The sequence below is a fragment of the Butyrivibrio sp. NC2007 genome (assembly GCF_000421405.1).
Lineage (GTDB): Bacteria > Bacillota > Clostridia > Lachnospirales > Lachnospiraceae > Butyrivibrio.
This window is the reverse complement of sequence record NZ_ATWY01000009.1, coordinates 53,127-65,239: the sequence shown is the minus strand read 5'-3', so window position 1 is coordinate 65,239 and position 12,113 is coordinate 53,127. Positions and strand designations below refer to the sequence as shown.

At 43.5% G+C, this 12,113-nt stretch carries 11 protein-coding genes; 8 read left to right on the top strand and 3 right to left on the bottom strand.

The window, feature by feature from the left end; all coding sequences use genetic code 11:
* On the bottom strand, window positions 1-912 hold the full coding sequence (locus G632_RS0108690) for an alpha/beta hydrolase (protein ID WP_022768632.1): 912 nt from the start codon (window positions 910-912) through the stop codon (window positions 1-3).
* Window positions 913-1,021: 109 nt separating this feature from the next.
* Between G632_RS0108690 and G632_RS0108685 the strand changes: the two genes are divergently transcribed.
* The 3 genes from G632_RS0108685 to G632_RS21735 all read left to right on the top strand — a co-directional run bounded on the left by G632_RS0108685 (window position 1,022) and on the right by G632_RS21735 (window position 3,349).
* The gene (locus tag G632_RS0108685; RefSeq protein ID WP_022768631.1) at window positions 1,022-2,389 is read left to right on the top strand and encodes a hypothetical protein; all 1,368 of its coding nucleotides are present in this window, start codon (window positions 1,022-1,024) and stop codon (window positions 2,387-2,389) included.
* A gap of 145 nt (window positions 2,390-2,534) precedes the next feature.
* On the top strand, window positions 2,535-3,152 hold the full coding sequence (locus G632_RS0108680; RefSeq protein ID WP_022768630.1) for an L-2-amino-thiazoline-4-carboxylic acid hydrolase: 618 nt from the start codon (window positions 2,535-2,537) through the stop codon (window positions 3,150-3,152).
* A gap of 35 nt (window positions 3,153-3,187) precedes the next feature.
* Entirely contained in the window at window positions 3,188-3,349 is a 162-nt protein-coding gene (locus G632_RS21735; RefSeq protein WP_022768629.1) for an L-2-amino-thiazoline-4-carboxylic acid hydrolase, read from the top strand.
* 52 nt (window positions 3,350-3,401) lie between these two features.
* On the opposite strand, the gene G632_RS0108670 is transcribed toward G632_RS21735, so the two are convergent.
* Window positions 3,402-3,716, bottom strand: a complete 315-nt coding sequence (locus G632_RS0108670) for a hypothetical protein (RefSeq protein ID WP_022768628.1) — start codon at window positions 3,714-3,716, stop codon at window positions 3,402-3,404.
* A gap of 1,112 nt (window positions 3,717-4,828) precedes the next feature.
* On the opposite strand from G632_RS0108670, the gene G632_RS0108660 reads away from it, so the two are divergent.
* Window positions 4,829-6,541 carry a S41 family peptidase gene (locus G632_RS0108660; RefSeq protein WP_022768626.1) on the top strand — a complete coding sequence of 571 codons (1,713 nt, stop codon included), beginning with the start codon at window positions 4,829-4,831 and terminating at the stop codon, window positions 6,539-6,541.
* Window positions 6,542-6,589: 48 nt separating this feature from the next.
* Window positions 6,590-7,363, top strand: a complete 774-nt coding sequence (locus G632_RS0108655; RefSeq protein ID WP_022768625.1) for a PrsW family glutamic-type intramembrane protease — start codon at window positions 6,590-6,592, stop codon at window positions 7,361-7,363.
* 23 nt (window positions 7,364-7,386) lie between these two features.
* Here the strand turns inward: G632_RS0108655 and G632_RS0108650 are convergent, their stop codons facing one another.
* Window positions 7,387-8,358, bottom strand: a complete 972-nt coding sequence (locus G632_RS0108650; protein WP_022768624.1) for an AraC family transcriptional regulator — start codon at window positions 8,356-8,358, stop codon at window positions 7,387-7,389.
* A 121-nt stretch (window positions 8,359-8,479) separates the two neighbouring features.
* Here G632_RS0108650 and rhaB point away from each other — a divergent pair, with 121 nt between their 5' ends.
* The 3 genes from rhaB to rhaD are packed head-to-tail and all read left to right on the top strand — an operon-like array spanning window position 8,480 to window position 12,082.
* The gene (gene rhaB / locus G632_RS0108645) at window positions 8,480-9,928 is read left to right on the top strand and encodes a rhamnulokinase (RefSeq protein WP_022768623.1); all 1,449 of its coding nucleotides are present in this window, start codon (window positions 8,480-8,482) and stop codon (window positions 9,926-9,928) included.
* A 26-nt stretch (window positions 9,929-9,954) separates the two neighbouring features.
* Window positions 9,955-11,217: an L-rhamnose isomerase gene (locus G632_RS0108640; RefSeq protein ID WP_022768622.1), complete on the top strand. Its 1,263-nt coding sequence runs from the start codon at window positions 9,955-9,957 to the stop codon at window positions 11,215-11,217.
* Between the two features lie 37 nt (window positions 11,218-11,254).
* On the top strand, window positions 11,255-12,082 hold the full coding sequence (gene rhaD / locus G632_RS0108635) for a rhamnulose-1-phosphate aldolase (protein WP_022768621.1): 828 nt from the start codon (window positions 11,255-11,257) through the stop codon (window positions 12,080-12,082).
* Window positions 12,083-12,113: the final 31 nt, after the last annotated feature.

The following is a 12,113-nucleotide window of genomic DNA, read 5'->3' as shown; positions in this document are numbered from 1 at the left end:
TTAAGCCATAAGCTCCATAAAATTGACTCTGAACAAAAACTTCCTGATGATATCTTCATAACGGTCTGCATCAACAAGAATGTTACGGGTATGATCAGCGCCTTTAAATATGTGGGTCTCAGTATAGCCATTAGTCGCGTCTTCAAGCTCCATAGTGTCTGATACAGGTACAACGCAGTCGCTGTCACCCTGAATGAAGCATATCGGAACTGTGTTCCCACCAAGGCTGTCTCTTGTAAAGATCTTTTTATAAGAGTATCCAAACATAAGCCTGAAGAAGACTACAGCCGGATCAAAAAGTACCGGTGATACATGTGCCATCTGCTGAGCAAGCTTGCAAAGAAGTGAATAAAGAGAATTGTAGCAGCTGTCAGCGATAACAAAAGAGATATTAGGATGATACTTAAGAGCGGTAAGAGCAGTTACGCCGCCAAGGCACTCGCCGTGAACACCAATCTTGATATCATCGCCGAAACGGTCAACGGTATCATTTATTACACTGAGAAGGTCTTTGCTCTCCTTGATGCCCCATGTTGACGGAGACTTTTTGTTGTCGCCATGACCACGAAGATCAAAGAGAATACCGTTGTATCCCATTTTCCTGAATATGTTAAAGTATTTGATCCCACCGATTCTGCAGTAAGTAGATGAATGAACCAGGATGACAAATCTTTTGGTAGGAATGGCTGAAGGAATATAGGTGGTATGAAGTTCATAACCGTCAAAAGATTTTATTATGTATTCTTCACTTTTCCAGTTCTTATAGCCATCGAGAAAATGTCTTTTGTTCTCTTTCTGATAAGCCTTGTTTGGATCGATGCACTTAATGATTCCCATTGATCTTGCAAATATTGCACAGAGTGTAAGATATAAAGCTGCCAAAAATATTATGTTTGCTATTACGATTATCATATAACGCTACTTTCTATAAAAAAAATATAAACTGTTTATTGCCCGAAGAAGTATAATAACATGAAAAAGAAAAAATGCAAGTCCCAAAATTGAAACTGGAGAATATAAATTGATAGATCTTTTTACACGTTTTAATAAATCAAAACTTAACATAGAGACGTTATCAGTATTTGGCAGATCTGAGAAATTCTACGCACCCGGAGCACTTCTGTATGTAGAAAACGGGAAAGGACTTATTTATGAGATCCAGTCCTATTTTGAGAAGGAAAAGAAAAGTCTGATGACCCTCATGTTCGGTGATAAGCCTCTTTTTCAGCTTCAGGACGAAGAATATTTTTGTCCGACCTGCGAAAAGATAGTTAAGACCGGATACAATCTTGAGCAGAGCAAAGAGTTTTCTTTTGATGCCATCAATTCTGATACAGCCTCTTTTGAAGAGGTGCTGGAGCAGATAAAGCCTTTGGTGGGGCTTCTTATGGATGGATATTACTGCATCTGGGATACAGAGCTGTACCCAACAGATGGAGGCGGCAACCTTTTCTGGGATTATCCGAACGATGATACTGTGAAACCGGGTTCTTGCCTGGTTTATCTAAAAGATGGCGAGTGGGGAAGCCTTAAGCCTCATTTTACGATAGCTACAGAACCTTTTGAGAAATGCAACAAGGAGAGAGTTGAATATTACAGGCAGCATCCCGGCGCCAGAGCAATTGCCTATTTCATGGACGGGAATCTGACAGCTCTTTTAGATGGACATCACAAGGCAATGGCAGCAGCGTTAGATCACCGGCCCTTTAACGCAGTTGTGATCACCAGGTGCTTTGCCAATGATTTTACGGAAAAAAGCGGGAAACAAAATAGGTTCATAATGGCAAATGATGTCAGGATAGATGCGCCGAAAAAGTGGGTTAACAAAGAAAGACTTCAGAAGATTAAAGATAAGATCCAAGCTAAGAGTAAAGGCCCGGCCATTGTAGAACCGCTCAAGACTCCTTCCTACAGGTCTGTGGAGGATACTTATCCGGCAAAAGAGCTTGTCAAATATTATCCGACTGCTGAGCAGCAGGCATGTATCGATACCTTTGACGTGATTAATGATGAGCTGATAGATGAATATATGAATAAGGCCCAGATGAGTGATGCTGCCAGATTCGGAGATACACTTAAAGCCAGGCTGGTCCATGATTCCAGGAGTACCGGCAACCTGGTGACAGCCCTTGGAATAATGCGCTCCGAGAGATTTCTGGAATTTGCAGATTATATACTAAGGTTCCACTATGACAGTGATCTGCTTATAGATACGATCGACGCCCTGGTGGATTGGAACGAAAGAGGCAAGCAGCTTGGATCAGATACGGAAAAAGAGATCCGAGAGAAGCTGGGGAAAGAGAATCTACAGGACTATCTTATCGCCTACATGACAGAAATAGAGGGCGAGAAACCTGTTGTTGGCAAACATGTATTTGAGGTGCTCTGAGGGTATATGAGGCTGGTTAAGTGGGTGCTCACAAAAAGAGCACCCACGTTTTTTGTGATTAGTTAGCACAAACTAACATTAAGTGATATCATGAAATATAGCGATGTAAAAATCAGAGATGAATTTCAATGAGAGGAAATCGAAAATGCAAAGTAAAGCAGAACAGATAATGTCCAAGAAAGGCTTCATAAAGGCTGAAATGGATAAGGCTTTTCCTAAGGAGCAAAGCGATAGGCTCTGGAATGATGCCACAGTTAAGCTTTCAGAGTATCTGCGTAAGTACGAGTCATTGCCTAAGGGAGTACATACCCATACTGATAGCAGGATTTTCCCTTCCTCAGCAATATATCTGACAATAAAGCCTATACTGGGCGAGAATGCGGCATATAAAGTTATTGAAGATGCTGCGATTGCAGGGTGCGTAGGTATACAGGCTAAGCTGGCCAGACTGATGAGAGTACCCGGAATGAAAAGCTTATTTGTTAAAATGTGGGATCCAATGACCAAAAAGATATTTGGATCTTCTTGCGGATTTCAAAATGTCTTTTACCCAAACAAAAAGGGCGAATACAGGATGGATGTAACAGAATGTCCTTATAGTAGATATTTTACGGAACTGGGGTGCCCTGAAATCACGAAGATCTTCTGCGGAAATGATGACAGGATATATGGCAATCTTCCGGGACTTGAGTTCATCAGGAAGGGGACATTGGGAAGAGGCGCAGACAGGTGCGATTTTTGCCTGCGAATCAGAAACAATTAAACGGGAGGCATAAAAAGCTAAAGTAATGAAATATAATGGAATGCCTGCAGGAATGTGGATTTTTTGACCTGGTTCCTGCGATGTGCCATTTGGACTATACAATGAGTGAACTGGGCGGTGCTTCAGATTTTGTCAGGGAATATACACTGGCTTCAGGCGGTCCGTATTGTGACTGCGGATATAAGAAGAAAGCATAGCGTCGTCATACAAAAACAGGCCGGAGGAAATTGATTCCTCCGGCCTTTGTTATTATCCGCGAATTCCTAAAAACAATGAGGCGATGACCAGTGAAAGAATCACAACACCTACAAATAGGAGAACATTAAGAAGTATCTTAACTCCGGTAGATTTTTTGCTTCTGGTTGCAATCTGAACAGTAAAGAGAATTGCAAAAAGATTGACTACACCGCCAAGTGCTCCACCGAGAAATACGAAAAAGTTGATAGCATAAAGTACAACAAATACCCATGTCCATGCTGGGATAGGAGCTACTGTGTACTCCTCTCCGGTAACAACGTCCCTGCCGTTGTATACAAGGTGTTTCTGAGTGGTAGAAGAGAACATCTTTGCAATCTCACCATTAGGGAGTGCAATATCAAATACTGCTTCGAAGAAATTGCTGTCAGCACTGTTTTTGATGGTCTTGGCATTTACTTCCTCGCCACCATTGACAGATATCCAGGTATTCTTGCGCAGACTGATCTCTATAGGTGTTCCGTCTGTGGTTGAAAAGTTCCAGTTTTTGTTTTAGCCATTGAAAAATCCTCCATTTATATAATAAGCCTTGGCTATATTACTACTTTTCCAATCATATTTCCACAAGAACATTATTTTTTATAATACAAGGTTAGTAGTAGCTAACAATGGTGATATCATGTATTGGAAGGAAAACATAGGCATGGATCATCCCCGGAACAGAGGATATGATGCCGTACATCTACGGAAAAACACTGATCGGCAAGTGGGTGTCTACAGTTATAGGATTCCCGGTTTTGGCAGTGCTCATTGCATGGGTGGCTTCAAAGGTTTAATTCCGGGATTATGTACAATGACAAAGTGCGGGGCGGAATTTTAGAAATATGCCTTAACAAGGTGTTTTTGTTTTCTGAAGGCATATTTTTAATATATTATTGATCTTTGATTTGTCTTTGTATGCCTTAAATAGCCCTTTTTATCTATTAAAGGCATACATTGAAATATTTTCATTTTTTGACTAAACTATCAATAATTCCCAAATTTAGTCACTCTTTTTGGAGCTTCTAATGATGCTTGAGTGACTCAGGTGATAGATTTCAGCAGACTTAGTCAAATTTTTTTCAATTTGAAAGTGAAATTGTCTGATTCAAGTCACTAAAGCATGCAAAATAATATACATTAGTCAATTTTGCAAATTTGCCAAATTATATGAATAAGAAAATCTAATTGCGGATGATAAGTTATCCCGGAAGTTAATCTTCTTTTGGTTTCAATCAAAAAATCACCTTATTAAAATAGTGGAAAAATGGAAAGGACAGAATCAGTGCGATATCTGTCCTTTTTTGCTCGAAACGTAATACAAAACACATTTTATCAATTTTTTATTGGAGTTCAAATCTGAATTGGCTCATAATTTATATATGAGAGTTTGTTCCTCACAATAAAGGGAAAGTATCAGGTGCCCAATCAGGAGGTGCTCCATGAAAAAGCAATCATACAATCAGATCTGGACTGTTTTGGCATTGACCATCTTGGGAAGTGCTCTTTTGACCTCCTGCGGAACATCATCCGGAAGCACCCTTACTGAAATGGAAATTCCTTTATATTTTCACTCTGCCAATAATGAGGAAAGTATCAAGCTCTGGTTCGCTGACGAAAGCAAAGACATTCCCTATCTTGACATTGATACTGCCGTCTCCCTGGTGGAGAGAGTAAATCACGAGATTATTGAAGATGAAAATTATGCACTGACCACTTCGGCCCAAGGCTCAGTGGTAACAATTACCCGTGAAAACCAGTATCCTATGCAGATAGATTGTGATAAGGACACAATAAGCTTTTATGATTTCGATGCCTTTTTTGTCCCGTCCTGGACGAGCACGGTTATAGATGTATTGCAGCCTGATACGGTATTTGATGGCCTGATACTCTCAGAAGAAAACTCATACAGCCGCTTTGGTTCAGAGGTGGTTTTTGATCTGAAAAAATATGGGATAGACCTGATTGAAGAGAATGGTAAATGCTATATTCCCATGCAGACCTTAAGCGATATTATGTTGTCTCTTCCGAGTTATGTATGTCTTTTGTATAACAACGAAGGAGTATTTGTGTATGAGTATGGCTCGGAACCCGGAAGGGAACTTTTGAGAAAGTATTATGAAGCACAGCCGAAGGAGAGCAAAAGCGAGGACCTGGCGGAGTTTACCTATAATGAACTATGTATGGTAATGGACTATTATTATGGCCTGAAAGAAAGCCATGGGATCGAGAATTTTGACGACTTTTTTGCTGAGACAGCTCTTAGTGACGCGCTAAGGAGTACTGATCCCGAGATGTCTGCAAAGGCGATGAAAGTTTTGATGGAACTTTATATTGATGATATGCACAGCGGGTATATGCTTAATTCGTGGCGAATGGGCCTGGATACTAACATTGAGGGGAAGAGTGGCAAGTCAATTCAGGATATGAACAGTTCGGCGATGAAGTATTACACTGCCAGAGAAAAGTTTTACCCTGATGGAGTTCCGGGCTATGAAGAAGTAGGAAACACAGCATATATCACCTTTGACAGTTTCATGACAAAAGATCAGGATGCTGATTATTATGAAAATGCACCTACTGCCGATACCCAGGATACAGTTGGGCTTCTTCTGTATTCCTATTCTCAGATTACGAGAAGGGGAAGCCCTATAAAGAATGTAGTCATGGATCTTAGTATGAATTCAGGTGGTGATACCGTTACTGCAAGCTTTGTGATCAGCCTGTTTTTGGGAGAGGGTTCAGTATGTATCCAGGATACACTGACTGGCGCTTATTCCAACGAATGTTTTCGAGCAGATGCCAATCTTGATGGCAAATACGATGAAAAGGATTCGCTCCTTGATTACAATCTCTATTGCCTGACTTCGCCTATCAGTTTTTCCTGCGGGAATCTGGTCCCGAGCGTATTAAAATCATCGGGACAGGTCACAATATTAGGGCAGCAAAGCGGAGGCGGCGCATGCACCGTAATGCCATTTGTTACTGCAGATGGGACTATACTTCAAATGTCAAGCAATCATCGCCTAAGCTACATGAAAAACGGGTCTGTGTATGACATCGATCAGGGCGTTGAACCGGATTATGTGATCCGGCAGCCGGAGCACTTCTATGACAGGCAGGCACTGACTGAGTATATAAATGATCTGTACTAAGCTATAGGGGAACTGTTTATAGCAACTTTTTGAGAAAGGGAAATTATCATGGACGTAAAAACAACTATTATTTCGATTATTGCTTCATTGTTTGCCTTAGTTATCTGTGGATTTATTTACCTTCGAATGATCAAAAGGGAAGTCCCTGAGCCTATAGGGAAACTTCAGGCAATCCTGCCGATAGTTTTGGGCGGCATTTGCGTACCGATTTCCGGTCCTACCGGTCTTGGTTTAGCATATGCATTTAAAAGCATTGGGGTATCGGGTGAAGCAATGGCAAATTTCCCGGCAGCTTTTTATACAGCCTTCTTTGTAGCGGGAGGAACGGAGGAACTGTTTAAGTTTCTTGCAATCATCATCACAATCGTCATCTTAAAAAATAAGATAAACAACGTTTATGAGTATATCCTCCTTGGTGCTGCTGTGGGCTTTGGCTTCACGGTTGTGGAAGACTTTACTTTTGGGGCGTCGATTATTGTATTATTGATCAGGACTCCTTTAATGTTCACTCATATGACGCTTAACATGATCATGGGAGAGTTTATTGGCAGGGCAAAGTATAACAAACAAAAAGGTGAAGGACCTACTGCATTATACTGGGCTCTGGCACTCATCGTCCCAATGGCTTTACATACTCTGTATGATGCCGGAACAGTCTTTAATTATCCTGCTATAAGGGGCGGCGATTTTATTGTAGGCGGCATACTTGGCGGCATAGCAGTTTTGACAAATGTTGTTGTTTTGATCAATGTGCTGGTAAGAGCCAAGAAGAATGCAGAAAAGTTCTCTGCTCTGACAATCTTACCCAAAGACGCGCAGTAAAAGAGGTTGTCTCGACAATTCGCTTACCCCAGCACACTGACCTTCTTCCTGTAATCCCTTGGGGAGCACCCATACTTCTCCGAAAACTTCCTATAGAAGTATGCACTGTTCTCGTACCCGATCTTCTCAATGATTTTCTCGGTGGTAAGTGTCGTGTTCTCCAGGTAATACGCAGCCTGCTGGAGCTTTCTGGTCTGAAGGAGCTGCTTGAAGTTGCTCCCGGTGTGACTCTTTAACAGACGACTTAAATAAGCCGTCGAATAGCCGGTTACAGACGCAAGTTCATCAAGAGTACCACTCTTATAGTTATGATCGATGTACTCAAGCGCATTGATGGTTGTCTGCTGGCCCTTTGAGCCCATGTCCTTAAGGGTGTCGGAAGAGAGCGCAGCAAGATTCATCAGTAAAAGATCCATCGTAGTATTTACAATCTGGTTCATGCCTTTGTGGCCTGAGGTGAGCGTCCAGATAAGATTCTCAACAAGATTATCCACAGCGACCATATCTTTTGTGTGATACAGAAGATAGTCGCTGTGATTTTTTTTCTCTGACAGCGAAGTGATGATGAAGTCACGCAGCACGTTCTCTCGGTCATAGGAGACATCACTCCGGGAAAAGAACTCCGGGAGGATTATAATGTTTACCGCTATATCTTCGCTGCTACATGGCATGATCTCATGCCTGGTGTGACGGTTCATCAGAAGGATATCTCCTTCGGATAAAAAGAGAGTATCGCCGTCAACGATCTTGGTAGTCAGATTTCCCTTTATCATCACCAGCATTTCTATATAGTTGTGCCTGTGCACCGGGAAGTACGCAAATCTGGTGTGGGGACGGATGGCAATGAGCTTACCCTTCTCAAGGAGCTTGGCAGCATCGATGACAAACTCATCCTCGGAGGTGTAAATATCTTTTGAAATAGCGCCGTTTTCCCTGATAATGCGCTCTTCCTCCTCGGTCATTTTACTTAAGGTTTCAACAAGTTCTTTTCTCATAAATCACCCATAACAATACATGTCAAATAAGGTCCTATTTTGTGAGAGATATGGTCCTAGAATATTCCTCACATATCCCATATTATAGCATTGTTGACACTAAATGTATTGGAGTTTCGATATGAATAAATATTTTCTTGCAATTGACATAGGTGCATCCAGCGGACGCCACATAATCGGATGGCTGGAAAACGGGCAGATGCAGCTTAAGGAAATGCACAGATTTGAGAACAGACAGCTCCAGAGAAACGGCCACCTTGTGTGGGATACGGACAATCTCTGGAACGGGATCATAGATGGACTTAAGGCCTGCAAGGCAGAGGGCATGATTCCTGAATCCATCGGCATCGACACCTGGGGTGTTGACTACGTGCTCCTTGATGAAGCCGGAGAGATGCTGGGTGATGCGGTTGCTTACAGGGACCTTCGAACAGAGGGTATTGAGGAAGAGGTCTTTTCCCTCATTAGTGAAAAAGAGCTCTATGAGAGATGCGGAATCCAGAAGCAGCCCTTCAACACGATATATCAGCTGATGGCACTTAAGAAGGAAAGCCCGGAACTTCTGGAGAAGGCACAAGCTCTTTTAATGATGCCTGACTACCTGGGCTACAAGCTGACAGGCGTAAGGAAGCAGGAATACACCAACGCCACCACTTCGAACCTGGTAAATGCGGCCGGCAAGACTTGGGACATGGAAGTGATCAGAAGGCTTGGACTTCCTGAGAGACTCTTTGGAGAGTTGTCGATGCCCGGCACTGTAGTCGGTAATTTGGCAAAAGACATTCAGGAAGAAGTAGGGTTTGATGCAACGGTAATCCTTCCTGCAACCCATGACACAGGCTCAGCTTTCCTTGCAGTTCCGGCAAGAGACGACTCATCGGTGTTCCTATCAAGCGGAACCTGGAGTCTTCTTGGACTTGAGAACAAAGAGCCTATAACAAGCGAAAACGCAAGGCAGCAGAACCTCACCAACGAGGGCGGCGCCTGGTACAGATACAGGTTCCTTAAGAACATCATGGGACTGTGGATCATCCAGTCCATAAGGCGAGAGCTTAACGGCACGGAATATGTCGAAGGCAGAAAGAGTAAGTACGCAGACGGCAAGAATTACAGCTTCCCCGACCTCATTGCAGCAGCAAGGGAATGCGCAGATTTCGGGGCAGAGATAAATGTCAATGATGATGCATTTCTTTCACCCGAGAGCATGATCGACGCCATCAAGGACCACTGCAGAGAGCATGGTCAGCCGGTTCCCGAGAAAGTGGGAGAAATCATGCAATGTGTTTATCGTGGACTTGCAAAATGCTACGCGGACACCATAAAAGAGATTTCCGCAATCACAGGAAAAACCATCACATCCGTCAACATCATCGGCGGCGGATGCCAGGATGCCTATCTCAATGAGATGACAGCACAGGCAACTGGCCTTACTGTCTACGCAGGACCAATCGAAGGAACAGCGATCGGAAATCTTGCCATTTTGATGATCGCATCAGGAGAGCTTTCTGATCTTCAGGCAGCAAGAGATGTTATCTATAACAGTTTTGAGATAAAAGAATTCAGAGCATAAAACTATATAAACGGAGGAAATACGAAATGAGTTACGAACAGGCAAAAGAGAGATACGCTGCAATCGGCGTTGACACAGAAAAAGCAATCGAGAAGCTTAAGGAGGCTGAGATCGCGCTTCACTGCTGGCAGGGAGACGACGTAAGAGGTTTTGACACAGACCCAAGCAAGCCCCTTACAGGCGGAATCCAGACAACAGGAAATTATCCCGGAAGAGCAAGAACTCCCGAGGAGCTCATGGCTGATATCGACGAGGTTTTAAAGCTTATTCCCGGACGTGCCAAGATGAATCTTCACGCAAGCTATGCAATCTTTGATGATGAGAACGGCGGATGGGTAGACAGAGATAAGCTTGAGCCCAAGCACTTCAAGAAGTGGGTGGATTTCTGCAAGGCTAGAAACCTTGGATGTGATTTTAATCCTACATTCTTCTCACACCCTAAATGCGATCCGCTCACTCTTTCTTCACCCGATGAAGAGACGAGAAAGTTCTGGATCGAGCACGGCAAGGCATGCATCAGGATTTCCAATTACCTCGCTGAGGAGCTTGGCGAAACCTGTGTAATGAACATCTGGACAGGCGACGGCTTCAAGGATATTCCTGCAGACCGTAAGGGGCCAAGAGACCGTTACAAGGATTCCATCGAGCAGATCCTCTCAGAGCCCTTTGATTTTAACAAGGTTAAGCCCTGTGTTGAGTCCAAGGTTTTTGGAATCGGCGTAGAGTCCTATACAGTAGGTAGCGCAGAGTTCACATTGTCTTTTGCAGCGACACATTCAGACAAGTGCATTCCTCTTATGGATAACGGTCACTACCACCCAACAGAGGTTGTAAGCGACAAGATTCCTGCACTCCTGTCATTCTATCCCAACATCGCACTTCACATCACAAGACCTGTGCGCTGGGATTCAGACCACGTTGTACTCTTTGATGATGAGACAAAAGAGATTGCCAAGGAAATCGTACGTTGTGGCGGCCTCGACGGAAGAGTATTCATGGCACTTGATTACTTCGATGCATCCATCAACAGAATCGGCGCTTGGGCAACAGGCTTCAGAAATACTCAGAAAGCTCTTTTAAATGCCCTGCTTACACCTAACGAGGAGCTGAAGAAGTTACAGGATAATTCAGAATTCACCAAGCTTATGATCACACAGGAAGAGCTCAAGACCATGCCATTTGGCGATGTTTGGAACGAGTACTGCAGAAGATGCGGCGCTCCGGAAGATGGCAAGTGGTTTGAGGAAGTTGAAAGGTACGAAAAGGAAGTTCTCTCTAAGAGAGTTTGAACTTTGAATTTATAAATAATAGGAGATGACTGGTAATATGAGAGTTTTAGACGCAGAGTTTACACAAGGCTTTATCCGCATGGCAAACGACGGATGGGAGCAGGGATGGCACGAGAGAAACGGTGGCAACCTTTCCTACAGAATGAAGCCTGAAGAAGTTGATATGGTAAAAGAGGAGTTTTCTGCCGGTGAGTGGAAAGAGATCGGAACAACAGTCCCTGACCTTGCAGGTGAGTTCTTCATGGTGACCGGTTCCGGAAAGTTCTTCAGGAACGTTATCATCAAGCCTGCTGAGAGCTTCGGCATCATCGAGATCGATGACAAGGGCGAGAACTACCGCATCATGTGGGGCCTTGAGGGCGGCGCAAGACCTACCTCCGAGCTTCCTTCACACCTTATGAATCATGAGGTTAAAAAGCGCGTGACAGGCGGTAAGTACAGAGTTATTTATCACGCTCACACAACAAACACCATTGCTCTTACATTTGTGCTTCCTCTCACAGACGAGGCTTTCACAAGAGAGCTCTGGGAGATGGCAACCGAGTGCCCTGTAGTATTCCCTGATGGAATCGGCGTTGTGCCGTGGATGGTTCCCGGCGGAAGAGAGATCGCAGTTGAGACCAGCAAACTCATGGAGAAATATGACGTTGCAATCTGGGCTCATCACGGAATGTTCGCAGCAGGAGAAGACTTTGATCTTACCTTCGGCCTTATGCACACAGTTGAGAAGTCAGCAGAGATCCTGGTTAAGACTCTCTCCATGACAGGAGCAAAGAGACAGACCATCACACCTGATGATTTCAGACATCTTGCTAAGGACTTTAAGGTTACACTTCCGGAGAAGTTTCTTTTTGAGAAAAAATGAGTCACTGGGGACGTTTCAGTTTGACTCAAAA